This window comes from Vibrio sp. MEBiC08052, assembly GCF_001506075.1.
Classification (GTDB): Bacteria; Pseudomonadota; Gammaproteobacteria; order Enterobacterales; family Vibrionaceae; genus Vibrio.
The window spans coordinates 3,599,928-3,625,505 of record NZ_KQ947475.1 but is presented as its reverse complement, the minus strand read 5'-3'; the positions used below and the strand labels follow the sequence as shown (position 1 = coordinate 3,625,505).

The following is a 25,578-nucleotide window of genomic DNA, read 5'->3' as shown; positions in this document are numbered from 1 at the left end:
CTTATGATAATGACTGTATAGACAGGAAAAATAAACAGTTGAAGCATTCGTTATCAGCAATTATCTCTTATTGGCATATTTTATGCTAATGCAAATACATGATTTTAACGATTAGATAAGTCTGTAAAATGCCCCTTGACTGGAGACTATGACCAGAATCGCTCACATTGATAATTTCAACTAAGCTCATCAATGTAACTTGTCGGAGTGACGTAACAAAGGAATAATTAAGTTTGGAAAAAAGCCTTTATCTCCTTGAAATAGAGCAACTCAAGCGCCGTTTCGAGATTGCGCCAGCAGACGTTCTGTCTAAAGCAGAACAGTGTCTGATACGCTCCAGACAAATTCACTTCGCTGAGGGGTCAATTCAATGCCTGATGCTCATGTGCCGATGTGCTTTGATACTCGGAAAACATGCGCAGGGAATCCGCTATGCCAAAGAAGCGCTGGCAACTCAGAACGAGCTCGACAATGATGAATATTTGCCGGAAATTCTGCACCTCCATGCTTTACATTCATGGAAAGAAGGGAAATTTTATACCGCCCAGCAACACTGGATTCATGCTTTAGAGCAGGCGACGCTTGAAGAAGACATCCATATTCTGATCGAGAGTCTACTCGGACTCGGCAATATCTGGCGAAGTACTCACGAATATCATCTCGCTTGCGCAACCCATGAACTGGCAGTCAAAGTTGCTAATAATACTCGTCAAGAATCACTCGAAGGCAGAGCCAGAATCTTATGGGCTTGGGATTTATATCTGCTCAACCGTTATGTCGATATGTTGACGGTTTTAGATGGCGCGCTTGAAGTTCTGGAGGACAAAAACTTTCTTCAGGAAGTTGCGGAGGTCTGGGATTTTCGAGCCTTAGCATTGCTAGGACTGGAACGTCTGGAAGATGCCGAAGAAGCGGCTCAATATGCACATGATTTGGCAGTTGCAAATAATCTTCCTTGGGTAAAAACACACTCCTACATCAACCGCGCCCGATTGGAAATGCTCCGTCAGAATATGACGGAAGCAGTCGCACTTCTCGCCAAAGCCGAACAAGCAGCCCGGGATTCGGCCAATGATGAGTTATTAGCGTTAGTTTATTTTCAACAATCTTTGGTTGCTGAACAGCAAGAAGATTATCAAAATGCATTAGCGGCTTTTAAGCGCTACCGCAGCTATTCCTCGTCGCAGCTAAACATTCAAAACAAGCGGGAAAGCAAAGACCAAGTCCGTAAATTAAAGAAACAGTTGGAACAAAGAGCGAGAAAACTCATCAACCGGATCAGGGGTCAATATGAATATGACCCGGAGAAGCACCTGACCAATGTCGTTTCGGAAACCTACTGGTGGGAACAACTGGTTTTGTTTAAAACGGCACTGAAGTCATCAAACTATTCCGTCATCATTATTTATCATGAGACCCCTCGGTATATCGACGCCTGCACAGAGTTAACACATTCACTCTGTTCAAAACAGGATCTTGTCTCCCGTCTGAGCTCAGACCGACTCGGGCTATTACTGGCAGACACCGGTGAAAATGCTCAACAGATTTTCGATATTTTGCAGCAGATGATTCAGATTTATCCTTGGGGAAGAAAAGGTCTGACAGGCAACCTTCCGGATATTTCGCTGCATGATATCCTTTCTTTCCCGTTTACATTAGATCAACTCACTGAATTACCACTGAAAGGGTCGTAAAATGCAGGACTTACTCGATAAAGTAAAAGATGCAGGTCTTGATGTCACTGCGGTCAGTGGGGAAGAAGCCATCACTTTCTGGGAACAAGTCAAAAATGACATTGCCTCAACACCGTGGCAAAAAGCCCAGTGTTATATTATCAGTGCCGAATACCGGGCATCACTCAATCAGTTCCAGCAAAGTATCGAGGAACTCAAAGCCGCCCGAACATTACTGCAATTCCCACAAGATGCTGAAAAAATCTTATCGATAGAAATCAGTTTAAGTGAACGCTATATCGCAATCGGGGACTATCAAACCGCCTTACAAGCGTATATTGCTATTTCAAACCTCGCTGTTGAATACGGTTTTATTGACGAATACGCTCAGGCTGTCTTGGGGATGGGCTCACTCTGCCATCGCTATGGTGAACCGGCTAAAGCGGTGCGCTTTTATCAAAAAATCGATAGTATTGATCATGCCCTCTACAGTCGTGCGCTTCGTCTTCGCTATAAAATATCGATGCTCGCCTGCTATATCGACCTTAAAAATTATAAGCAGGCAGAACAGCTTATCAAAGAGTGCGAGGAACTCAGTATACTAGTCAGTGACAAAACGCTGGCGGGCCAAATCCTATTATACAAAGCAAGGATTTGTCTTGCTAAAAATAATGTTTCCGGTGCTCTACAGGTTATTGCTTCAGTCCCTTATACCACTCGACATAACTACCTGATGTCACTCTCGTGCTTAATCAAAATCGAGTTGGCGCTTTGCTTCACCCAAATCGGGAAAGTCCATCTCGCAGAAATGCTGCTCCTCAGTCAGAATAAGAAAATTGCTTCATTTACCCATCCGGAATTGAAAAAAGATCTGTATCAGGTTCTCAGTCATATTTATGAACTCCAACATAAATATCAGCAAGCACTGGAATGTCAGAAGCGCGCTTTTCAGGTCGAAGTCGATCTGATGAAACGGATTCCGATAGGCGATTTGGGCACGACTCAGCTCCGTCGGCTGTCTCGCTTCGAACTTCAGTTAAAATTGATTCTGTCAGAGATAGAAAATCGGGAACTCAAAGAAACAACGGAAAACCAAAAGAATACCGTTGCCCAACTACAACAGGATGTATTTACCGATCCGCTGACAAAACTCCATAATCGCCGCTGGCTGGATGCCAAACTCAAAGATCTGCTGCTTCATGAAATACCGTTTGCCTTTCTCGTCGTGGATATTGACCATTTCAAATCGATTAATGATGAACTCAGTCACCTTGTCGGAGACAAAGCCATTGTCAATGTATCCAAACAGTTAAGCGAGTATTTCAGTTTTCAACAGGCGTCCTGTGTGCGCTTTGGTGGCGAGGAATTTCTGGTCATTCTCGAAGAGGTAACGCTGGAAGAAGCGCAAGCCCATGGTGGACACTTCCGTGAAAATATATACCAATTCAATTGGCAAGAGATTCTGGGAGAGAGAGGATTGACGGTCAGTATTGGCATTACGCTGCATCGGGAAGGTGAGAACACGCAACGTACCTTTTATCGCGCGGATAAGGCGCTCTATCGGGCAAAAGCGAACGGCCGTAATCAAATCTGTATCGAGGAGTAACCGAGAGTTGAGTTAAGGACAACTTACATTACAGACAGACTGCTCCTTGTCTCACTATCGGTCGCGACTCATCCCTTCCGCCACGGCCTACCACTCACGATTACCACTGCAAGATTTTGACTTCATTTCCCGGAGCTGGTATCCGGGGGATGTTCAGAGACAATAGCAGAGACAGACAAGCCAAACCGGCTCCAAGGTAGAATACCATCGCTGGAGAGATCATCCAGATCAAGCCGAAGGAGGCGGGAATGACCACTGCCGCAATATGATTAATAGTAAAAGAAACTCCGGCTGTAGATGCCATATCCGCCGGATCCGCGATTTTCTGAAAATAAGTTTTGATCGCCAGCGCCAGTGCAAAAAACAGATGATCAATCACATACAGTCCTGCCGCATAATGGCTATTCTCGACCACAGCATAACCAATAAATACAAACAGTAACCCCAGATATTCAATCATCAATGCGCGTTGCTCACCAATTCTGCCAATGGCCCGGCCGATCCTCTTGGCAAACAGAAAGTTAAACACATAGTTAATGAGAAAGAGTAATGTGATATCTGCGGCAGAATAACCGAACTTTTCAACCATCAGAAAACCGGCAAATACCGTAAAAATCTGCCGCCGGGCACCACTCAGAAAAGTCAAAACGTAATACAACCAATAACGTTTTCTCAGCAGTAACTTCTTATTCTGAATGGTATGAGCCTGATATTGTGGGAAAGTCATCCAGACAAACAGAGCCAATAACAAGGCAATTCCCCCACTGACGAGGTAAACCCACAGATAGGGCCACGAAAACACTTCTAACATGACCCATAGTGCGCCATAAGTCAGTAACGATGCAAATGCACCCACTGAAATCATACGCCCCAACATTTCTGGGGTATCTTCTTTGTTGATCCACTGTAATGCCAGCGACTGCTTCAGTGTTTCCATATAATGAAACCCCGCCGACATCAGTAACGTAGTCCAAAGCAGTCCAGAAAACGATGGGAAGAAACCCGTTATCGCGGTACCAATCGTCAACATAAATAAAGCAACCACAAGAAATCGTTGCTCTTTGATAAACGGCAGAATAAATACGACAGTAAACGCAAGTAAGCCGGGAATTTCACGGACACTTTGCAAAATCCCGATATCAGCACCATTAAACTGTGCATTTTCAATCGCAAAATTGTTCAACAGAGCCATCCAACTTGAGAAAGCAATCGGAACAATCACCGACACAATCAACAAAAAGTTAGTCGGTGTCTGCCAGCCATGAGCTTGCCGATTTAACATAATGATCACTTATATTTCCAAAAGAGCCCCATCATACGCTGTCCGGATAAAAATGAGAACGCATGTCAACAGGTATATCAACGGCAACGTCTGCTCTCAATATTGTTCATCCAATGAATATCGTTTATCAAAATACTGATGGGATAATGACATTGATTCACTCAAAACCAGCGCCTGAAAAACCGTTTATTCACACGCAAAAAAAAGCCAAGTGCAATCTGCACTTGGCACAATCAATGTGAACAACAGGGTTCACTAACAACGTCAGTTGGCTAGGTGACCCTCGGTTTAGAGGGTCATTGTTAATAATGCACACACCATGCCAACTTAAAATAATCATTAAATACAGTGAACTAAACGATATAGTTAGCTATTAAATGCATTCACATGAATAAATAAATTGCATTTTGCAAAAAATATCTTCATCTTGCAAAAAGCAAACAGCATTCAAACACCGATTTTGCAAAGCCTATGGGGATCTCGATCAGAATTCGATATACTGAATGCCCGATAACTCTTTATATTTGATTGACTCAATGAATTATTTCATCACTTTCTTGAAAGGCCTCGCCATGGGAGCCGCTGATGTGGTGCCGGGTGTTTCCGGTGGCACAATTGCTTTTATTACCGGTATCTATGACAAACTGTTGGAAAGTATTCGTCGTATTAATCCCAGACTAATCTCCTACCTACGCCAACATGGCGTAGCTGCCACATTGCGTCACATCAATGCGCTCTTCTTAATGAGTCTGTTCGGCGGCATTTTTGTCAGTATTCTCACGCTGGCCAAACTGATCTCGTGGTTACTGGACACGCATCCCATCCCGCTTTGGTCTTTCTTTTTCGGCCTGATTCTGGTTTCCGTCTACCATATTTTCAGACAAATTGAACAGAAACGCTTATTGGATCTTGTCGCATGGGGGGCTGGGCTAGCGCTCGCCTATACCATCACGGTATTACAACCGCTGAACTTAGAACCTTCACTCCTGAATGTCTTTATTGCCGGGTGTATCGCGATCTGCGCCATGATTCTGCCGGGAATTTCAGGGAGTTTTATTCTGCTGCTACTTGGGATGTATGCACCGATCCTTGATGCGGTGAAAGCCATGCAAATCGATATTCTTATGGTATTTCTAATCGGGTGTGTTGCAGGGTTACTCAGTTTCTCTCACTTACTCTCTTGGTTACTGAAACATCACCGGAATATTACACTGTCAGCTCTGACAGGGCTCATGGTCGGCACATTACCGAAGATCTGGCCGTGGAAAGAAACTCTGACTTGGCGCACCAATTCTCATGGTGAGCAAGTCCCGCTGGTACAACACAATCTGTCGCCGATGGCGTATGAGCAACTCACATCTCAATCTGCACAACTGTTTCTGGCAATCGTGATGATGTGTAGCGCAATTATCCTGGTTCTGGCGCTCGACAAGTTTGCCAGTCCCTCACAAAAATAGCGTATCACGGGATCATAACGGTTTGGGGAAGTCGCCCTTCCCCACCAAATACATAAAAATAAAGCTAACATGTTACAACATTTTTAGTCACAAAAAATCAATAATTGCAACAAAATCATCCATCCCCACCCTCAAGCAGCAATTTTCCTGCCTGAAATCTAATTAATTCTAGACACATCATTTTGTCACTATAATATGACTTTTTCCGGACTTTGGTGGCATGCATCACAACACGCTGCTTAGTATCACCGCTGTTCAGAAATATTATAATTCGAATCTGGATGTGATCTGAGACAGAGACAAGCCGTCCTCCGGCCAAAATCAATGACGATCAACATCCCTCCATCACTAAATCGCAGGAATTAGTATGCAAAACAACAACATCTTCGCTCGTTTTGCCCGAGGCAACTTAGTGCTGCAAATCATCGCAGGCATTGTTCTCGGAGCACTTCTGGCGACATTCGCTCCCGAAGCTGCCAATAAAGCTGGCTTGCTGGGCAGCTTTTTTGTCAGTGCACTGAAAGCCGTCGCACCCGTTCTCGTTTTCGTTTTAGTTGCGGCTTCAATTGCCAATCAGAAAAGAAACCAACATACCTTTATGCGTCCTATTGTGGGATTGTATCTATTGGGAACATTTACCGCTGCACTCACCGCAGTGATATTAAGTTTTATGTTTCCAACCACATTGACACTAGTTGCCGGAGCTGATGGCACAACACCACCACAAGGTATCACAGAGGTGCTTCATACCCTTCTGTTTAAAATTGTCGATAATCCAATCAATGCCATTGTTCAAGCCAACTATATCGGTATTCTGGCTTGGGCGATTGGTTTAGGGTTAGCCTTACACCATGCCAGTGCATCGACCAAAGCGATGCTCGAAGATCTCAGCCACGGTGTCGCCATGATTGTCCGCTTCGTGATTCGCCTCGCCCCGTTCGGTATCTTTGGTCTGGTGGCTTCAACATTTGCGACAACCGGATTTTCGGCACTTGCGGGCTATACCCATCTGCTTGCCGTCTTGCTGGCATCAATGCTGATTATCGCTCTGATTGTCAATCCACTGATCGTTTATGTCAAAACGCGTCGTAACCCTTATCCGCTGGTTTTGCAATGTCTGCGTGAAAGTGGCGTGACCGCATTTTTCACCCGTTCGAGTGCTGCCAATATTCCGGTCAACCTAAACCTGTGTGACAAACTGGGATTGGATGAAGATACCTACTCCGTGTCAATTCCTCTCGGTGCGACGATTAACATGGCAGGTGCTGCTATCACTATCACAGTTCTGACACTGGCTGCGGTCAATACGATGGGGATTGAAGTTGATATGATGAGCGCATTACTGCTCAGCATCATTGCAGCGATCTCGGCATGTGGCGCTTCGGGTGTTGCCGGAGGCTCTCTGCTCCTCATCCCGCTGGCGTGTGGCCTTTTCGGTATCTCCAATGATGTAGCGATGCAGGTCGTTGCGGTTGGATTTATTATCGGGGTGATTCAAGATTCAGCAGAAACCGCGCTAAACAGTTCAACAGATGTTGTGTTTACCGCAGCAGTCTGTCAGGCAGAGCATCAGAAGACAGTCTGATGCTTTCGTTTCGCTATCCTGCCCACATGAGGGCAGGATAGCGCCTATCAATATTGATGAGCTGACCGTCTTGTGATAATACGATGTTAGTGCATATGCTTATCGGTAAAGTCCAGTTTGAGGTTTTTCTCCTCACCGGCATCTTTTTCAGCGTCCGCTTGTGCTTCACCACTTGTCGTATCGTCATGCGTTCCAGGCAACAACTCCTCCATTTCTGCAACCAATGCATCACTATCATCAGTTGACGGAAAGTCATCATCAGGATATTCACGTTGGGGAATCGGCACATTGCGTTTATATAACTTATTGAAAGCCCGGATAATCAGATGCTTCCCGATCGTTCCTGCATGGATTTTTTTCAACAATGGTTTGGCAAAACTTTGTAACAGTACAATCGAATCAACCCCAAGGCGGCTGCCAACATCATCCCGCATCCCTTTTGCCGGCTCATAACCACAATGCGCTGATAAAAATAGCCAGATATAAGCCACCGAATTACCGTACGCACCATGATCCATCCACGCTTTCCCGGCATGATACATCGCCTCGGCATTGCCTCTTTCTCCGGCACATTCCAGCCAGTAGCAGCCTTTACGATGATCCTGGCTCACGCCATTGCCTTTGAGATAACTCAAGCCTAATTTCATCATCCCTTCCGAGCTATCGAGTCTGGCTGCCTTGGCATACCAAAAACAAGCATCTTCAGGCTTCGGGACCGGATTGTCGCGGGAGACATACCAATCTCCCAAAATCAGTTGGGCCGGAATGAAGTTTGTCATCGCGGCCTTTTCAAGAATCTGAACACCTTTGTCGATATCCACCGAAATCCCCAGACCAGCGAAATAGGCCTTCGCTGTCTCGCAAAGTGAATGCAAATCCCCTTCCATGCCGCGAATATATATTTGCCAGAATTTAGCTTTTTCTTCCAGCACCGTATCCTTGCGGGAACGCTGACAAATTCGCACAACACCATACATCCCGGTGATATTTTCTAGCGACGCTGCTTTTTCATACCAAAATAATGCTTCCCGCAGATCGCGTTTCTCAGCTTCTTTAGCCAAATAGAGAATGGTCGGAATATGGCCTTCCTCAGCTTTTCTCTGACGCTCTTTCCGGTCTTCTGCTACAGCTTGTTCTCTCGCACGGCGATCTGAACTTTCCCGAGCTTGACGTTCAGCTTCCAGCCGCTTTTGTTTTACCGAGAGGACCATCATCCAGGACACCAATAAAATCAGTGATAGACCAGCCAGTCCCATTAAAAATCCGATAATATTCATTCATGCCTATTTCTGGTTGGTTGCAAAGCAGAGCATTCAAACTTTGATGCCTGACGATTCCCATATCAAAAAGAATATCAGCAACGGATGTAATGACGCGAATCATTTTCCTCACAAAGTGATATCTACCTAAAATAAGGATGAGAATCGATGCTGAAGATTTGTCACGTCTGATGGACTTTCATCGATTTCCGCAGCAAAAATGCAAATCCTGTGGTATATAAAATATATAGCGTGCGTCACCTTTGTTTGCGTTAATCTATTGACACTCGCGTGATCTACATACATTTTGTGACGAACACTTGACCAATGCACGACAAAGTTTTTTACTAGAACCGTTTTTAGCAGAAACAACACGAGTAAGGATAATCGGGTGGGAAACTAAATGCATAAAGTGAACGATACGGTCCAATCTCAACCTTATCCTTTAGGTGCCACACTGGATGCCGACGGATGCAATTTTTCTATCTATGCACCGGGTAACCCGTCCATTCGGCTCGCATTATTCAATGAACAAGGATACTACGACACATATACACTCGACGGTGAATATGCCGGAATCCGGTTTACTTATATTCCTGGGATTCGCGTCGGTCAAAAATATGGGTATCTCATCAAGCAACCAGACCCAAAAAAGTGGCAATATATCTCCGACCCTTATGCGAAATCGCTTGATGGACCACTCAGCTATCAACCTCCGTTCACCATCAAATCGAGCTTTCAACTGCCTAAATGTGTGGTGGTCGATGACAGCTTTGACTGGCAGGGGACATCTCGCCCCGATATTCCGCGGGAAGAGACCGTTTTATTCGAAACTCATGTGAAAGGGTTGACACAACAGCATCCGGATGTCCCGTCCAAGTTGCGCGGAAAATATCTCGGTCTGATTCACCCGGAAATGATGGCGTTTTATCAAAAACAGCACATTAAAACGCTACAGCTTCTGCCTATCGCTGCGTGTATGCATGAGTCTCACCTGTTGGAAACACAGCAGGTCAATTACTGGGGATACAATCCGTATCTATTTATGGTTCCCGACCCGCGCTACGCCATTGACGACCCGGTCACTGAGCTGAAAACAGTGATCCGCACACTGCATCAGGCCGGTATTGAAGTGATTCTGGATGTCGTATACAACCATACCGCCGAAGGTGGTGCCGATGGGCCAATCTTCAATCTGAAAGGATTAGATCCCAAATACTACATCACCCATGAAGATGCTTACGCCAATTTCACCGGTTGTGGCAACACGATTGATCTGGCTTATCAGACGTCTCTCAATCTGGTCATGGATACACTTCGTTATTGGGTCAGTGAATATCACATCGACGGCTTCCGTTTCGATCTTGCCGCAACCCTCGGCAGATCCGGAGAAACGTTCAGTCCGGATGCACCGTTTTTTAAAGCCGTGGCTCAAGACCCAGTGCTCAAGCAAATCAAACTAATCGCAGAACCTTGGGATATTGGGCCAAACGGTTATCAGGTCGGTAACTTTCCGTTCGGCTGGAACGAAACCAACGACAAACTCAGAGATATCAGTCGCAGCTTCTGGCGTGGCGATCAGGGATATCTCAAAGAATTCGCAACCCGAATCATGGGTTCCCGAGATTTGTACAGCGCCGCAAACTGGCCTTTCAAACTGACGGTTAATTACATTACTTATCATGACGGCTTCACACTCCAAGATCTGGTGTCATACAAACACAAACATAACGAAGCTAATGGTGAACAAAACCGAGACGGGCACGGAGACAACCGCTCTGAAAACTATGGAATCGAAGGCCCGACCCAAGATACCGAGATCAATAAAATCCGGATGCAGCAAAAGCGGAACTTTATGGTCACGGTACTGTTCTCATTTGGCATTCCGCATTTACTGGCTGCCGACTTACTGTCTCATACGCAACAAGGCAATAACAATGCTTACTGTCAGGATAACGAAATCAGTTGGCTCAAATGGCAGTTAGGCAAGGATGAACAACAGTTTCAGGATTGGCTGGGCAAACTCGTCACCGCCCGGGAAAAATATATGGTGCCGTTTATTCAGGCGTTCAGTGGCGACTCACGCAACTCCAACCGTGTTTTCTGGCGCAAAGTGGACGGCTCACTGATGACTCAGGACGACTGGAACCAACTCAATAGTGTGTCGCTGCATCTGGGGATCGGCGATACTGGTGATGAAATTCTTTACCTGATCAATCGAACCAAGGCACCAGCCCGGTTTTCTCTCCCCGAAAGTCAGCAGGTATGGCAAATTTTATGTGATACCGCATCCTTTGAAATGATGTCCACCACCACCAAGAATGAACGGTTACAACCTGCCATGTCTTTTGCCATTCTCTATTGTGCATCTCAGGATTGTTCATCTCAGCAAATGTCCAGATCGTAGCAGACTGTGAAAGCCTCCCAAGATGATTATAATGGAGGCTTATTGTTTTCTTCCACGCCGCAGGGTGACAGTCTGCTCTGAGAACAACACGATTTCTCCGTGATTTACCGAGATATTACCGCAACCAAAGGACCTTTATGTTTAAGCGATTTGAGGGGTTTACGCAGGCTTTTCCCTTAGAAGAGCCACAACAACCGCCAGCCACTTTATGGGCGTTTTGTCGTCATTACACTCAGGGATTTATCAAACCATTAATTATCATCGCTGTATTGAGTATGGCAATCGCCATTATTGAAGTCGCCCTATTCGGATTTATGGGTCGATTGGTGGACTGGCTTTCTTCCAGTCAGCCGGAAACATTCCTCACCGATAATCAACCGCTTTTGATCGGACTAACGGTTTTGATCCTAATCGCAATGCCACTGATTGTCGCGATTCATTCGCTGTTGATCCACCAGTCGATGCTCGGCAACTACCCGATGTCAATTCGCTGGCTGGCACACCGCTACCTGCTCAAACAAAGCCTTTCTTTTTATCAAGATGAATTTGCCGGCCGGATTGCAACCAAAGTCATGCAGACCTCACTGGCCATTCGCGAAACCGTGATGAAAATGGTTGATGTCTTTATTTACGTCAGTGTTTATCTCACCGCTATTTTGGTGCTGCTTGGCGATTCTGACTGGCGTCTGATGCTCCCCATGTTGCTTTGGCTCATCAGTTACATCGGCATCCAGTTTTTCTATGTACCGAAGCTCAAACATGTCTCGTCACTCCAAGCCGATGCCCGCTCAACCATGACGGGACGGTTCGTTGACAGCTACACCAACATTCAGACGGTAAAACTCTTCTCGCACAATCACCGGGAAACAAGCTATGTTCAAGAGAGTATGGAAGGATTTCTCGGCACAGTGTACCGCCAGATGCGTCTGGTCACCGGATTTAATATCTCGGTTGAAGCCGCCAATTACCTACTGCTATTTTCTATTTCTGCCATTTCGATTTATCTGTGGTCACAGCAAGCCATTACCGTCGGTGCCATCGCCGTAGCGATTTCGCTGGCACTGCGGATCAACGGGATGTCCAAATGGATCATGTGGGAAATCGGCGGACTGTTTGAGAACATGGGTACCGTCGTGGACGGGATGAATTCGCTCTCCCGCTCGATTTCAGTTCAAGACAAACCGGATGCCAAACCGTTACAGATTACCCAAGGTGCGATCGAATTTGATCACGTCCGTTTCCGCTACGGCACCGATATCAATGTCATCAATGATTTAAACTTGCATATTCGGCCCGGAGAAAAAGTCGGGATTGTCGGACGTTCCGGGGCCGGAAAGTCAACGCTGGTCAACCTACTGCTACGTTTTCATGACGTCGAAAGCGGTCAAATCCGCATTGACGGTCAGGCCATCGATGAGATAACTCAAGATTCACTCCGCCGTGTGATTGGTATGGTCACGCAAGATACATCTCTGCTTCATCGCTCCATCCGTGAAAACATTCTCTACGGTAATCCTCAAGCGACTGAAGAACAGATGATTTGCGCTGCACGACAGGCTCACGCTCATGAATTTATTGAAACCCTCTCTGACCTGCATGGTAATCGAGGTTATGATGCGCAAGTCGGAGAACGCGGTATCAAGTTATCCGGCGGACAACGCCAGCGCATCGCAATTACCCGAGTGTTGCTGAAAAACGCCCCGATTCTGATTCTGGACGAAGCGACTTCAGCGCTCGACTCAGAGGTGGAAGCCGCCATTCAGGAAAGCCTCTATGAATTGATGGCAGGCAAAACCGTGATTGCGATTGCTCACCGTCTCTCAACGATCGCCGCCATGGACCGTCTGATCGTGCTCGATCAAGGCAAAATCGTTGAAGAAGGGACGCATCAAGCGTTACTCGCCAAACATGGTATTTACGCGCATCTTTGGGAACATCAGACTGGCGGGTTTATCGGTTGTAAGTAAATCCGTAGCATGAGTCACGGCGGTGCTCATGCTGCTCTTCTCATCCGTGCGCCGCTTCATCAATCAGCCTTGATTGTTTCTTTCTCCGCAATCAAGGCTTTCCTTCTAAAACTGACCGTTTTCTTCTAAAATCCGCCTGTTTCGAGATTTTCAGGAGATGAGACACCAACATGATCAACAAAAGCCTTTATACCAACCTGATTGCAATTCTCTGTATATTTGCAGGCTATCAGCTGAACGAAGATATTCTATTCACTGCAGGACTATTTGCCTTTTCCGGTGCGATCACCAACTGGCTCGCCATTCATATGCTCTTCGAGAAAGTACCCGGATTATACGGTTCAGGCGTGATTCCCAAACGTTTTGATGCGTTTCGTTCCGCGATCAAATCTCTGATGATGGAACAGTTTTTTACCAATACCAATATTGATAAATTTCTCGATCAAGAACTGAATCAAACGAGTCAATTCAGTCTGGAACCGGTGATCGCGCAAGTCGATTTTAATCCGACGTTCGATGCATTAGTTGAAACCATTGCTCAGTCATCTTTCGGAGGAATGCTGGCAATGTTTGGCGGAACCGATGCGCTACAGCCGCTCAAACAGCCTTTTGTCGAAAAGATGCAGCAAGCGATGGTTGAAATCAGTCACAGTGATTCGGTCCAAAGCGCTCTGAAAGAGCAGTTAGAGTCCGAGACGATGAAAGCAGATATCCGTCAGAACATCGAACAGATCATCGATCAGCGGCTTAGTGAGTTAACCCCGCAACTGGTCAAAGAGATGGTGCAGAAAATGATTAAAGAACATTTGGGCTGGCTGGTGATTTGGGGGGGTGTATTCGGTGGGCTCATCGGTGTGATTACAGCACTCTTATCGTAACCGTCGTTGCCATAACAGATACCACAACAGATGATTGTCATTGCCGACTGTGATCATTACAGACCGTTTGATGATAAACGCTACTGAAGCAACAAAACCACATGGATATCCACGTGGTTTTTTCGTTGTATCAATCGACAGATTAATCCAGTTTAAACGTTGCCACTTTCGAATTCAGGGCGATGGCCTGATCTTTCATTTCATTGGTCTGACGCAACCCGTCTTCGGCACCACTTGCCAGCCCCTCCGTGACATCTTTAATCGCAGTAATATTTTGGGTAATCTCACCGGTAACATGGGTCTGCTCTTCTGCTGCGGTAGCAATCTGCGTCGCCATATCACTAATCAGCCCGACAGAGGTCAGGATTTCCTCTAGAGCCTGACTGGCATGATCAGCATCCTGAACCGAGCTTTCGGCCAGTTTGGCACTATTTTCCATAAAACCGACCGCTCTTTTGGTCATTTCCTGCAGCGTTTGAATCGTCGATTTGATCTCTTCGGTTGAAGTATGTGTCCGCTGAGACAGCATCCGAACCTCATCAGCCACCACCGCAAATCCACGTCCCTGTTCCCCGGCCCGGGCAGCCTCGATTGCGGCATTCAAGGCTAACAGGTTGGTCTGCTCCGCAATCCCCTGAATCGTGCTTAGCACTGCCGATATTGCCGCAGAATGCTGATCAAGCTCTGAAATCACTGAGCTGGCTTGAGTCACTTCACTCGCCAGATGGTTGATCGACTTTCTGGTATTCATCACCAACTGATGCCCGTGCTGGGTACTCTCAGAAGAACTCTGAGCCGAGTGTGCGGTCTGTTCTGCATGAGAGGCAATTTCCTGCGTTGCAGAAGCCATCTCCGTCACTGCGGTTGCAACCATGGTAATTTCCTGCTGCTGAACCGAGAGCTCCTCTGCGGTCTGATTGACCCGTTCGGTACTCTTTTGCGACATCATGGTTAGCGCATCGGATTGCTGACGAATATGACCGATTAACTGTTGCAGGCTATCGACGAAGGTATTAAATCCATGCGCGACTCTGCCCACTTCATCATTACTACGGATCTCAATACGCTGCGTCAGATCACCACTGCCTCCTGCGATCTGCTCTAACGCATCAGAGACGTTCTTCAACGGACGGAATAATATATTACAAATCCAGTTGAATAGCGCGACACCGATCAAGACCAACACCCCCGTTACCGCAAGTTGGCTATACAAGGTATGATAAAGCGGCTTGACCAAAGACTGCTGATCAATCACCACTACCGTGATCAAATCACTGCCTTGGATCGCCCGTGCGTAAACCACATATTTTTTCCCCTGAATCTCTATCACTTCATCTTGACCGGAGCGGACAATATTCTGAATATCAGCAAAAGGAATCCCCAGCTTTTCAATCGACTGATTCAGTAAAGAAACATCTTGATGAGTGAAGATATGCCCCACCTTATTGGTGATAAACATATAACCATCACCCGGTAGAATCACCTGTTTCAGGCTATGGAGAATATCATTCAGTTCAATATCGATGCCCAGCACTAATTTCGAACCGAACAGATTGACCTCTTTCCCCATTGAAACGACATTTTTCCCGGTGGCCGCAGCAACCGTCGGGTTATCCATGAAAACCTTATCCGGATTTTTCTTCGCATTGATGTACCAACCCCACTTTCTGGGATCATTGTTGCCCGGTGGCAACACGACCCCATTGGCATTCTTCTGACTGCCGTCAGGGTAAGCAAGGAATACATTCTCAAAGCCCGCAGCACGCTTCATCTGCTTCAAATGAACAACCACGGCCCCTTCCTGAATTTCTTCAGATAAAGAAGTCAAAGCCAGTTCTTTCGACTTCAACCAATCAGCGACATATTGATTATAAGAAGCACTGGTACTCAGTAATCGCTGTTCGACAGAAACGGATAATCGATCCAAAGAGGCATTAAATGAAATGATTTCGACCAATATGCAACCAACAATGATGGCAATACTGGCAGATATCGCTAACTTATTTTTTAATGATAGATTTTTAAACATAGACACACCTTGTTTAATTGAGGTGATGAAACATATTCCCTAATGAGCATATTGTTCAATGACGATATGTTTTCAATGACAAAGTATCCTGACTTTATCTGCCAATTTCCGGCATATGACAATGATGACCGTCATACTTTGATAAATCACAAAGATAATCGAAACAAAAACAAACAAAATATAAATTTATATTATATAACGTAGTTCATTCGTGTTTTTTTTCTATATTTTTCAACAAAACTGAAATCGGGGTAACACTTGTCGTGTAAACATACAAATGCTTCAAGGGGAAACGTGCAGACATTCGAAGAGGAAAAGATAGTTTCGCTATGTTCGGTTATGCCATGAAAGATAAACGCCTCGAGCAAACTGTATTTGAACTTCATCAGACGACTGAAAGATGCTTTGCCTGTACCCTCTCCTGCACCAACTACCTGCCCAAATCCTACAATGTTTGAAAAGCTCGGTAAGCTATGCGTCCAAATCAACTCGGAGTTTGCGACGATTTTTCCGCTCGACAACAAGTTCCACCGCCGCTGCTGCTTTAACTATGGGGGAATAACCATATTGAACAGCATAAATATTTATTAAACGAAAGTATAAATAACTTAAAGGCAAACCTTATTCGGGGATCAGATATACATCATAATCAAAGAGTAAAAGAATACTTTAAAAAAATAAAATCAGAGTACGACTCCAATTCATAATTTAAATCTGCCGTAGATTACCTATCTGATAATTCGATACACGTTTTTATAAGCTGCTTTTAAAATAGCAGCTTATGGAGACAATACGGAGATATCATCCTAATAGGATTCATATTGACATTTGTAGGATAGGTAGTCAGCTTACAACTTGTGACAGCTGAACTTCGTCAAAGAAATTTCTTCTTCATTAGGTAAAACTGTGGTGATTATAGTCATATTTCTCACCATCAGTGATACCTAATTATCCGAAACCCGCAATGGAACAACAAACTTTAGTGAATAGTAATTATCCAGCCTAGCTCAGTAAAACTAATAAACAATTTTAGTACAGATGTGAAAAACTAAGTTAAAACACAAGCATCTGTTTATTACTTAGTATTTAAAATGTATTAGTGTGATTACTAAGGGATACTGACACTATAAGTACCAAGCGATTTTGATGATGTCGTATCCCGTTTGTGTATTGATTTTATTTACGCTCAGATATCAAGCAGCCCTGTTCGTCCAGAATTTGCTCTCCATCTTCCTTGAAGTACGGGCCCGCCGGCCAGTTGTCGAGTAAATCCAGTACCGCTTCACTTGGCCGACATAATTTGACTCCTTTCGGCGAGCAGACGATTGGCCGATTGACTAAAACCGGGTGCTCAAGCATTGCAGTGATGAGCGTTTCATCTGTGACATTTTCATCGAGTAATCCCAGCTCTTTGGCTGGGGACTTGGTCGTTCTCAGCGCTTCACGGGGCGTGATGTTAGCCGCTGCAAAAAGCCCCAGTAACTGATTTCGGGTCCATCCGTCTTGTAAATATTCGACGATGACAGGCGTATATCCTGCATCCTGAATGATCTGCAAAACATTTCTCGATGTACCACATTCAGGGTTGTGATGTATCACAATCATAACTTTACCTTATTTTTCTCATTGAACATCCGGCATCACAAAAGCGTCTCGACAATCACGACCATGGCCGATCGAAATGCAATATTCACATGAGCTAAGACGCCAAATCTTAAGTTGCTTAACGATTCAGCCACGCTTTTATCTGGGCTGGTTGAGGGATCGAGCCCGAATGAACAAGCTGTTCATCAATGACAACGGCTGGCGTACTCATGACGCCGTACTGCATTATCGTCTGTGGGTCGGTTTCTTTTGTCACATTGGCTTCTACATCGAGTTCAGCCGCAATTTTCTCAATCTGTTCTGCTGTTTTTGTGCATTTTGCACAGCCACTGCCGAGCACTTTAATATTTTTCATCATTCACCTCATATATAAATGGATAAGGCGTTAAATAGCCATCCGACCAAAGTAAAGGACACTAGTAACATCAAAAAGACGGTGACTAATAATCGCCATTGCATCACTTGTTTCAATAAAATAAATTCAGGGAAACTGGCCGCAACGGTACTCATGCAAAACGCCAACGTAGTTCCGATAGGTAATCCATTGACGACTAAACTCTCCATTACCGGAATGACGCCGGTGGCATTAGAATAGAGTGGAATGCCTAGGAGCACAGCCGCAGGCACTGACCACCATTGGCCGTCGCCGAGGTGTTGTGCTATCCAGCCGTCAGGGATGAAACCGTGTAAGGCGGCACCCAAACCGACACCAATAATCACCCATTTCCACACCCGGCCAAAAATCTCGACGGCTTCATCTTTGGCAAACTGATGTCTTGCTGAAAACGTCATTTTCTGTGGTGTTGCCGATGTTGCGGTTACGGTGCTGTTTTGCGCATTTTTCAGGGCCTTTGCTGCAAAATCTTGTAGCCATCGTTCGGCCTTGATGAAATCCAGAAATACGCCCCCCAAAATGCCGACAAGCATCCCGATCGCAACGTATGCCAACGTGAACTTCCATCCCAGCAGACTCATCAGCAGTAAAACTGCGACTTCATTGATGAGTGGCGAAGTGAGCAGAAAGGCCATTGTGATACCAACGGGAATCCCCGCTGACGTAAAGCCCAAAAAAACGGGAATACTAGAGCAGGAACAGAAGGGTGTAATAGCGCCGAAAGAAGAGCCTAATACGTATCCTATACCTTTGTGCTTGCCTGCAAGATAATCTCTGACACGCTCAACATTGAGAGATGCTCGCAGTAAGGCGATGACATAAATCATCACAACCAATAGAACATAGATTTTACTGACATCTTCGATAAAAAAATGCACAGCGTCACCCAATTTAGACGCAGGTGACAGTGAGAACACTGAATAAGTCAGCCAGTCGGCGAATTGGGTGAACACTTCAAACATGTTTACGCTCCGAACCAATGACGAGTACGGTTAGCAAACCATACCAATGACAGCATGACGGGAACTTCCACCAACACCCCAACCACAGTGGCAAGTGCTGCGCCTGAATGCAGGCCAAACAACGAAATCGCTACGGCAACTGCCAGTTCAAAGAAGTTAGATGTGCCAATCATACAGGCAGGAGCTGCGACGTTATGAGGTAGCTTCATTTGCTTTGCCATAAAGTAAGCAATGGCAAAAATTCCATAAGTTTGAATAAGCAGAGGAATAGCAATCAGCACGATCGCTTGCGGTTTCGCCAGTATCGTTTCAGATTGAAAACCAAAGAGTAAAACGACGGTTGCCAGTAACCCGATAACTGACCAAGGTTTCATCGTTGCTAAAAACTGATTCAATCGTGAATGGTCATCTGCCTTATCCAGTTTTTGGCGGGTGACTGCGCCGGCAATCAGCGGAATCAGCACATACAAGATGACAGACAGAAATAATGTATCCCACGGCACGGTAATATCAGTGACGCCTAATAGCATTCCTGCAATCGGTGCGAAGGCAAAGATCATGACGATATCGTTGATAGAAACCTGCACCAGCGTGTAGTTCGCATCGCCTTTGGTCAGTTGACTCCAGACAAACACCATTGCGGTACAAGGCGCAACACCGAGTAAGATCATGCCGGCGATATATTCAGTTGCCGTTTGTGGATCAACCCAGTCTGCAAACAGCCCCTTGAAGAATAACCAGCCAAGGAAAGCCATGGTAAACGGCTTGATTAACCAGTTAATCACGAGTGTGAGGGCGAGACCTTTGGGTTTCTTACCCACGTCTTTCAATGAAGAAAAGTCAATCTGCACCATCATTGGATAAATCATCAGCCAAATGAGTACGGCAATCACCAGATTGACGTGTGCATATTCGAGACCGGCGATGACAGCGAAAGCATCAGGGACAACACTGCCAAGGAGAATACCAATCACAATGGCAATCCCCACCCACACAGATAAATAGCGTTCAAACAAGCCCATATTTCCCCCTCAAATAGAACGCTGATTGACACGCTGACTTAACTGCTCAGCTGACTCAACACGTTCAGAATACCTGTCTACGAAATAGTCTTTATTACTCCGCAGCAATAAAGTGAACTTCATGAGCTCTTCCATCACATCAACAATACGATTGTAATAGGAGGAAGGTTTCATCCGGTCGTTTTCATCAAACTCAAGAAAGGCTTTCGCCACACTGGATTGATTTGGGATAGTGACCATGCGCATCCAGCGGCCAAGAATCCGTAACTGATTCACCACATTGAATGACTGTGAGCCACCGCATACCTGCATCACCGCTAACGTTTTACCCTGCGTCGGCCGCACGGCACCGATGCTCAGCGGCACCCAGTCAATCTGGCTTTTGAATATGCTGCTCATGGCGCCGTGACGTTCCGGCGAGCACCACACTTGTCCTTCTGACCACATCATTAATTCCCGGAGTTCTTTCACCTTGGGGTGACTTTCATCTTCGGTATCTGTCTGTGGCAGGCCTTCGGGGTTGAATATTTTCACATCTGCGCCCATTCGCGTGAGTAGGCGAGCACATTCTTCGACCACTAAGCGGCTGAATGAGCGCTTTCGTAACGAGCCGTAAAGTAAAAGGATGCGCGGCGCATGGTCAGTCGGTGTACTCTGACACTTATCAAATGTTGGTATATCAAGCCGCGCTTCATCAATATTCGGCAGTGTAATGTCTTGACGCATACCTACAGCGCTCCTAACTTCGCCAATTCCGCTTTGAGTTCGGCAGGGGAGAGGTCTTGTGCTGCGATGGGGAGTAATTGGTTAACCCGTGCTGTGATTTCAGCAATACAGGCGCGAAACCCTTGTGCTTTTTCTGCTTCACTGCCTTCTATTTTAGAAGGGTCTGCCAGTCCCCAGTGGACTTTAACGGAATTGCCAAACCACACCGGGCAGGCTTCTCCGGCAGCAGAATCACACACGGTCACAACCACATCGGGTTTGAAATCTTCAAACTCATCCCATGACTGGCTTTGCAAACCTTCAACAGAAATATTGGCCTCTTTCAGGTACTGGACAGAAAGCGGATGTACGACCCCCGCAGGCTGGCTCCCGGCACTTTTGGCAACAATCCGTTCTCCGGCCACATGATTGGTGATGGCTTCAGATAAGATACTTCGACAACGGTTGTGGGTGCAGATATAAAGAATTTTCATGGGTATTCCTTTTGATTAACAGGATGAAACTTGCTGCTTGGCTGCTTTCAGTTTTGACAAAGCTTCAGCAAAATAGCTGTGATTGCTTTCAGCCGTTTGACGGACAACCTCTTTAGCCCAGTCAGGAAGCTGTTCATGTAGCTGGTAATAGACCCATTTGCCACGGCGCTCATCTCGCAAAATATTACATTTGCGTAGCTCGGCTAAATGGCGTGAAACTTTCGGTTGGTCAAGCTCAAGTGCTGCCATGAGATCACACACGCAAGCTTCTTCGAGTTGATGAATAATCAGAATTGACTTGAGTCTGGTGTCATCAGACAAGCATTTGAAAAACTGTAATGGAGTCACATTTCACATCTCTTAAAATACATATATTAAATATCATATATGTATTTTCCCACATGTCAACTCCGTAAGTGAGAGTGTCACAATGTTTGGTTCATTGACGTTGTTAACTGAGCCGCGATGGTTTTATTCGCTCCTGCTCAACTTTTTCGCTAGAGAACTGCTTGAAATTCGTCCTGAATTTTCCCCTGAATGCATCGTTCAAATTGGCCTGAAAAATCTTTCACCCCACTCAAATCAACCACCCAACAAAGAAAACCATTCACGGATGAATGGTTAGGCTTTTCCGGGCAGGACGCCCGTAAAAGCCGGTTCTGGATAACGTGCGACTCAATCAAACAAAAAGTCTTCTGGTTACGCTTGCATCTTGGCAAGAGTAACCGGCGCACTGAGTACCGATGTGACAGAAATCGAAGAAAGAAATTGTGCGTCAAACTTAGGAGCCAAAGACTGGAGAAACTCACCTTCCTCAATATAACCATTGATTGAATAAAACCCGATAGAAGCAGCGTTCTCAACCACCAGCCCTTCTATCAAAAGCAAACGCAAGGTAAGATGGTCTCCGATCTGATTTGCAGCCGATGAAATATGACCAAAACAACCGTTATGCCCCCGAAACCGAAGAAGAACCGCACCACCTTACAAGACGTAGCCGATGCGGTCGGCGTAACGAAGATGACCGTCTCTCGCTACATGCGCAATCCACAATCGGTAGCGAAAAAGACTCAGGAAAAAATCGCCGCAGTGATTGAACAACTGGGGTATATCGAAAACCGCGCACCAGCCATGCTGTCTCGTGCCTCCAGCAATGCAATTGGCGTGTTACTTCCTTCACTGTCTAACCAGATATTTGCTTCGTTTATGCAAGGTATCGAGACCGTGACGAAGGCCAATGGTTATGAAACGCTATTGGCTCACTTTGGTTATGATGAACAGGAAGAAGAACGTAAAATTGCCTCGCTGCTCTCTTATCAGGTGGACGGATTAATTCTCACTGCCAGCAACCATACCCCAAGAACCTTACAGATGATCCACAATGCCGGAATCCCCGTGGTTGAAACGATGGAGTTGCCCCCTTCTCCCATTGATATGGTGGTCGGGCTGGATCATCTGGATGCCTCTTACCAAGTGGTACGACGGATGATTGCCGCAGGGAAACGTTCGATCGCATACTTTGGTGCCCGTCTGGATACCCGAACGCATCTCCGGATGCTTGGCTATGATAAAGCCATGCTCGAAGCAGGGTTAGCAACGCAACACATTCTCACCAAAGAACACTCCAGTTTTTCGCTGGCCGGTGATTTACTGGATCAGGCGATACAACAGTACCCTGACCTAGACGGCGTTTTCTGTACCAACGACGATATCGCCATCGGCACCTTATTCGCCGCCCAACAGCGAGGGATCAAAGTCCCTGAACAGCTTTCGATTGTGGGATATAACGCTTTAGATATTGGTAAGACCATTCGCCCAAAAATCACCAGTGTCGATACACCCCGTTTTGATATCGGGCAAAAAAGCGCAGAGTTAATTCTCGCACGACTCAAGAACGAACCGATTGCCAATCCTATAATTGATATGGGCTATATGATTCGTGAAGGGGAAAGTATTTAGTTACATCACCGCCGGCACTTGTGCCTTTTTAAGCGCAGTCACAATCCGCTCGACCACTTGTTCAATACTGCCCTCAATATTGACGACAATTGTCTGGGGTTCCTGATCGGGTCGCTCCAGCGTATCAAACTGGCTTTTCACCATATTTTCTTTCATAAAATGACCTTGTCGCATCCGCATTCGTTCAAGGATCAACGCCATATCACCATCAAGAAAAACAAAAGTCACATGGTTGTTCCCCATGCGGATTTGGTCACGATAGTCTTTTTTTAATGCCGAGCAGACCAACACACCGTGTTCATCCTGACTTTCGAAACGATGAGCAGCCTCGCGGATTCTTGCCAGCCATGGTTGACGATCAGTGTCATCCAAAGGCTGTCCCGCTGCCATCTTCTGAATATTGGCGCTGGGGTGAAGGTCGTCACCATCAATAAACTGACGCCCGAGTCGGTCGGCTAATCGCTCACCAATCGTGCTTTTACCGCAACCGCAAACCCCCATCACGACAATACTGCTACCTGACATACTCAATCCTCATCACAAACTTGCGCATGATCTCATTTTTGAAATTCACGTCAAAATTAGGGTTTACCCAGTTAACTTTACCGGTAACATGTTACCGGTAACCTAAAGACCTGTAAAGTCACTTGCTCAACCAATTTAATAACAAAATAGATGGATTTTTCCGGCTCAGATCTTTCATCAAAGTCGCACGAATCATCAATGAACATCACCGGGAAGCGTTTCTAGGAGAGAAAAATGTCCAATAATTACCAGACAATTGCGCAATCAGTTGTTGCCCATGTGGGAGGAAAAAACAACGTTTCCGCACTGACCCACTGCATGACGCGACTCCGCTTTGTTCTCAACGACGCGAGCTTGGTTGATATCGCTCAGCTCAAAGCAATCAAGGGCGTGATGGGTGTTGTCGATAATGGCGATAAAGTTCAGGTGATCATCGGTAACGAAGTGGCCGTTGCTTACAAAGAGGTCATGGCACTGATTGACCTTGATGGCGCAACACACACCGCCCCCGCAACGGAGAAAAAACAAAAACTGACGGCAAAAGTCATCGGCGCGAAAATGCTCGATGCACTTGTCGGCACCATGTCACCGCTCATCCCGGCGATTATCGGCGGCTCAATGGTCAAACTGTTAGCGATGGTGTTAGAAATGAGCGGTTGGGTTGAACCCAATGCTTCAACATTGATCATTTTGAAAGCCATTGGCGACGGTGCGTTCTTCTTCCTGCCGGTGATGGTTGCCGCTTCCGCATCGATTAAATTTAAAACCAATATGTCCTTGGCAATTGCGATAGCCGGGGTGCTGATTCATCCCAACTTTATCAACTTGATGGCTCAGGCTGCACAAGGCCAGCAGGTCGATCTGTTCGGGATTTCTATTACCTCGGTAAAATACACCTACACAGTAATTCCGGCACTGGTGATGACTTGGGTGCTATCATACATTGAGCGCTGGGTGGATCGGATTACCCCGGTGGTGACCAAAAACTTCCTCAAGCCAATGCTGATCGTATTGATTGCCGCACCGATTGCCATTGTGATCATTGGCCCGGTCGGTATCTGGATCGGGACAGCCATTTCAGCGGTGGTGTATACCATTCACGGCACCCTCGGCTGGTTATCCGTCGCGATTATGGGGGCATTATGGCCGCTGCTGGTACTCACCGGAATGCACCGCGTGTTTACCCCGACGATTATCCAAACCATTGCTGAAACAGGTCGTGAAGGCATGGTGATGCCGTCTGAAATCGGGGCGAATTTAGGTATGGGCGGCGCATGTTTAGCCGTCGCTTATAAAACCAAAAGCACGGCACTCAGACAAACCGCTCTCGCAGCCGGAGCTTCAGCGATTTTTGCCGGAATCTCTGAACCGGCGCTGTATGGGGTACTCGTCCGCTTGAAACGGCCGCTGATTGCGACCATGATTACCGGATTCATTGTCGGTGCGCTCGCCGGGATGGGCGGTTTAGCCAGCCACTCGATGGCGTCACCGAGCCTGTTTACCAGCGTGCAGTTCTTTGATGTCAACGACCCGATGAGTATTGTGTGGGTGTTTGGTCTGATTGCCCTCGCGATTGTGTTGTCATTCGTTCTGACGCTGGTACTCGGCTTTGAGGATGATCCACAAGTCGAGGATGACCCGACCGTCAGCACTGACCCGCAATCGGCGATCAATCGGCCTGACGATGGCAAAGCCACATCACCACAAGCAACAGCTTAACCAGCACTAAAACGGTTCAAGTCATCTGCCCATCAAGATGGCTTGTATCA

General features: G+C 46.2%; 22 protein-coding genes. 10 read left to right on the top strand and 12 right to left on the bottom strand.

Annotated features, from left to right (window positions below; translation table 11 throughout):
- Positions 1-233: 233 nt before the first annotated feature.
- A complete protein-coding gene (locus VRK_RS15565; RefSeq protein WP_059122212.1) occupies positions 234-1,694 on the top strand; it encodes a tetratricopeptide repeat protein in 1,461 nt (486 codons plus the stop codon).
- Position 1,695: 1 nt separating this feature from the next.
- Positions 1,696-3,279: a GGDEF domain-containing protein gene (locus VRK_RS15560; protein WP_059122211.1), complete on the top strand. Its 1,584-nt coding sequence runs from the start codon at positions 1,696-1,698 to the stop codon at positions 3,277-3,279.
- A 100-nt stretch (positions 3,280-3,379) separates the two neighbouring features.
- Here the strand turns inward: VRK_RS15560 and VRK_RS15555 are convergent, their stop codons facing one another.
- The gene (locus VRK_RS15555) at positions 3,380-4,561 is read right to left on the bottom strand and encodes an MFS transporter (RefSeq protein ID WP_059122805.1); all 1,182 of its coding nucleotides are present in this window, start codon (positions 4,559-4,561) and stop codon (positions 3,380-3,382) included.
- Between the two features lie 62 nt (positions 4,562-4,623).
- Here VRK_RS15555 and VRK_RS15550 point away from each other — a divergent pair, with 62 nt between their 5' ends.
- The 3 genes from VRK_RS15550 to sstT all read left to right on the top strand — a co-directional run bounded on the left by VRK_RS15550 (position 4,624) and on the right by sstT (position 7,603).
- On the top strand, positions 4,624-4,803 hold the full coding sequence (locus VRK_RS15550; protein WP_059122210.1) for a hypothetical protein: 180 nt from the start codon (positions 4,624-4,626) through the stop codon (positions 4,801-4,803).
- A gap of 294 nt (positions 4,804-5,097) precedes the next feature.
- Positions 5,098-6,018, top strand: a complete 921-nt coding sequence (locus VRK_RS15545) for a polyprenyl-phosphate transporter (protein ID WP_059122804.1) — start codon at positions 5,098-5,100, stop codon at positions 6,016-6,018.
- Between the two features lie 367 nt (positions 6,019-6,385).
- On the top strand, positions 6,386-7,603 hold the full coding sequence (gene sstT, locus VRK_RS15535) for a serine/threonine transporter SstT (protein ID WP_059122208.1): 1,218 nt from the start codon (positions 6,386-6,388) through the stop codon (positions 7,601-7,603).
- 86 nt (positions 7,604-7,689) lie between these two features.
- Here the strand turns inward: sstT and VRK_RS15530 are convergent, their stop codons facing one another.
- Positions 7,690-8,880 carry a tetratricopeptide repeat protein gene (locus tag VRK_RS15530; RefSeq protein WP_059122207.1) on the bottom strand — a complete coding sequence of 397 codons (1,191 nt, stop codon included), beginning with the start codon at positions 8,878-8,880 and terminating at the stop codon, positions 7,690-7,692.
- A gap of 385 nt (positions 8,881-9,265) precedes the next feature.
- Between VRK_RS15530 and glgX the strand changes: the two genes are divergently transcribed.
- The 3 genes from glgX to VRK_RS15515 all read left to right on the top strand — a co-directional run bounded on the left by glgX (position 9,266) and on the right by VRK_RS15515 (position 14,114).
- The gene (glgX, locus tag VRK_RS15525; RefSeq protein WP_059122206.1) at positions 9,266-11,269 is read left to right on the top strand and encodes a glycogen debranching protein GlgX; all 2,004 of its coding nucleotides are present in this window, start codon (positions 9,266-9,268) and stop codon (positions 11,267-11,269) included.
- A 137-nt stretch (positions 11,270-11,406) separates the two neighbouring features.
- Positions 11,407-13,236, top strand: coding sequence for an ABC transporter ATP-binding protein (locus VRK_RS15520; protein ID WP_059122205.1), 1,830 nt, complete (start codon positions 11,407-11,409; stop codon positions 13,234-13,236).
- 173 nt (positions 13,237-13,409) lie between these two features.
- A complete protein-coding gene (locus tag VRK_RS15515; RefSeq protein ID WP_059122803.1) occupies positions 13,410-14,114 on the top strand; it encodes a DUF445 domain-containing protein in 705 nt (234 codons plus the stop codon).
- A gap of 142 nt (positions 14,115-14,256) precedes the next feature.
- On the opposite strand, the gene VRK_RS15510 is transcribed toward VRK_RS15515, so the two are convergent.
- From VRK_RS15510 to VRK_RS15465, 9 genes are all read right to left on the bottom strand, one after another.
- Positions 14,257-16,143 (bottom strand): methyl-accepting chemotaxis protein, encoded by a 1,887-nt coding sequence (locus VRK_RS15510; RefSeq protein WP_059122204.1) that lies wholly within the window; start codon positions 16,141-16,143, stop codon positions 14,257-14,259.
- 1,176 nt (positions 16,144-17,319) lie between these two features.
- Positions 17,320-17,748: an arsenate reductase (glutaredoxin) gene (gene arsC / locus VRK_RS15505; RefSeq protein WP_059122203.1), complete on the bottom strand. Its 429-nt coding sequence runs from the start codon at positions 17,746-17,748 to the stop codon at positions 17,320-17,322.
- Between the two features lie 118 nt (positions 17,749-17,866).
- On the bottom strand, positions 17,867-18,106 hold the full coding sequence (locus VRK_RS15500; RefSeq protein WP_231735791.1) for a thioredoxin family protein: 240 nt from the start codon (positions 18,104-18,106) through the stop codon (positions 17,867-17,869).
- 5 nt (positions 18,107-18,111) lie between these two features.
- Positions 18,112-19,104, bottom strand: a complete 993-nt coding sequence (locus tag VRK_RS15495) for a permease (protein WP_059122201.1) — start codon at positions 19,102-19,104, stop codon at positions 18,112-18,114.
- 2 nt (positions 19,105-19,106) lie between these two features.
- Entirely contained in the window at positions 19,107-20,126 is a 1,020-nt protein-coding gene (gene arsB, locus VRK_RS15490) for an ACR3 family arsenite efflux transporter (RefSeq protein WP_059122200.1), read from the bottom strand.
- Positions 20,127-20,135: 9 nt separating this feature from the next.
- Positions 20,136-20,852, bottom strand: coding sequence for an arsenical resistance protein ArsH (arsH, locus tag VRK_RS15485; protein WP_059122199.1), 717 nt, complete (start codon positions 20,850-20,852; stop codon positions 20,136-20,138).
- 2 nt (positions 20,853-20,854) lie between these two features.
- Complete coding sequence (locus VRK_RS15480) at positions 20,855-21,325, bottom strand: arsenate reductase ArsC (RefSeq protein ID WP_059122198.1); 471 nt, start codon at positions 21,323-21,325, stop codon at positions 20,855-20,857.
- A 15-nt stretch (positions 21,326-21,340) separates the two neighbouring features.
- Positions 21,341-21,673 (bottom strand): metalloregulator ArsR/SmtB family transcription factor, encoded by a 333-nt coding sequence (locus VRK_RS15475; protein WP_059122197.1) that lies wholly within the window; start codon positions 21,671-21,673, stop codon positions 21,341-21,343.
- A 351-nt stretch (positions 21,674-22,024) separates the two neighbouring features.
- Positions 22,025-22,219 (bottom strand): hypothetical protein, encoded by a 195-nt coding sequence (locus VRK_RS15465; protein ID WP_059122195.1) that lies wholly within the window; start codon positions 22,217-22,219, stop codon positions 22,025-22,027.
- A gap of 57 nt (positions 22,220-22,276) precedes the next feature.
- Here VRK_RS15465 and VRK_RS15460 point away from each other — a divergent pair, with 57 nt between their 5' ends.
- The gene (locus VRK_RS15460) at positions 22,277-23,284 is read left to right on the top strand and encodes a substrate-binding domain-containing protein (protein ID WP_059122802.1); all 1,008 of its coding nucleotides are present in this window, start codon (positions 22,277-22,279) and stop codon (positions 23,282-23,284) included.
- Here the strand turns inward: VRK_RS15460 and VRK_RS15455 are convergent, their stop codons facing one another.
- The gene (locus tag VRK_RS15455; RefSeq protein ID WP_059122194.1) at positions 23,285-23,809 is read right to left on the bottom strand and encodes a gluconokinase; all 525 of its coding nucleotides are present in this window, start codon (positions 23,807-23,809) and stop codon (positions 23,285-23,287) included.
- A 234-nt stretch (positions 23,810-24,043) separates the two neighbouring features.
- Here VRK_RS15455 and ascF point away from each other — a divergent pair, with 234 nt between their 5' ends.
- On the top strand, positions 24,044-25,528 hold the full coding sequence (gene ascF / locus VRK_RS15450; protein WP_059122193.1) for a PTS cellobiose/arbutin/salicin transporter subunit IIBC: 1,485 nt from the start codon (positions 24,044-24,046) through the stop codon (positions 25,526-25,528).
- Positions 25,529-25,578 lie beyond the last annotated feature (50 nt).

Coding starts and splice junctions, on each gene's coding strand:
- VRK_RS15560 (WP_059122211.1), top strand. CDS start 1,696: ATGCAGGACTTACTCGATAAAGTAAAAGATGCAGGTCTTGATGTCACT.
- VRK_RS15555 (WP_059122805.1), bottom strand. CDS start 4,561: ATGTTAAATCGGCAAGCTCATGGCTGGCAGACACCGACTAACTTTTTG.
- VRK_RS15550 (WP_059122210.1), top strand. CDS start 4,624: ATGTCAACAGGTATATCAACGGCAACGTCTGCTCTCAATATTGTTCAT.
- VRK_RS15545 (WP_059122804.1), top strand. CDS start 5,098: ATGAATTATTTCATCACTTTCTTGAAAGGCCTCGCCATGGGAGCCGCT.
- sstT (WP_059122208.1), top strand. CDS start 6,386: ATGCAAAACAACAACATCTTCGCTCGTTTTGCCCGAGGCAACTTAGTG.
- VRK_RS15530 (WP_059122207.1), bottom strand. CDS start 8,880: ATGAATATTATCGGATTTTTAATGGGACTGGCTGGTCTATCACTGATT.
- glgX (WP_059122206.1), top strand. CDS start 9,266: ATGCATAAAGTGAACGATACGGTCCAATCTCAACCTTATCCTTTAGGT.
- VRK_RS15520 (WP_059122205.1), top strand. CDS start 11,407: ATGTTTAAGCGATTTGAGGGGTTTACGCAGGCTTTTCCCTTAGAAGAG.
- VRK_RS15510 (WP_059122204.1), bottom strand. CDS start 16,143: ATGTTTAAAAATCTATCATTAAAAAATAAGTTAGCGATATCTGCCAGT.
- arsC (WP_059122203.1), bottom strand. CDS start 17,748: ATGATTGTGATACATCACAACCCTGAATGTGGTACATCGAGAAATGTT.
- VRK_RS15500 (WP_231735791.1), bottom strand. CDS start 18,106: ATGATGAAAAATATTAAAGTGCTCGGCAGTGGCTGTGCAAAATGCACA.
- VRK_RS15495 (WP_059122201.1), bottom strand. CDS start 19,104: ATGTTTGAAGTGTTCACCCAATTCGCCGACTGGCTGACTTATTCAGTG.
- arsB (WP_059122200.1), bottom strand. CDS start 20,126: ATGGGCTTGTTTGAACGCTATTTATCTGTGTGGGTGGGGATTGCCATT.
- arsH (WP_059122199.1), bottom strand. CDS start 20,852: ATGCGTCAAGACATTACACTGCCGAATATTGATGAAGCGCGGCTTGAT.
- VRK_RS15480 (WP_059122198.1), bottom strand. CDS start 21,325: ATGAAAATTCTTTATATCTGCACCCACAACCGTTGTCGAAGTATCTTA.
- VRK_RS15460 (WP_059122802.1), top strand. CDS start 22,277: ATGCCCCCGAAACCGAAGAAGAACCGCACCACCTTACAAGACGTAGCC.
- VRK_RS15455 (WP_059122194.1), bottom strand. CDS start 23,809: ATGTCAGGTAGCAGTATTGTCGTGATGGGGGTTTGCGGTTGCGGTAAA.
- ascF (WP_059122193.1), top strand. CDS start 24,044: ATGTCCAATAATTACCAGACAATTGCGCAATCAGTTGTTGCCCATGTG.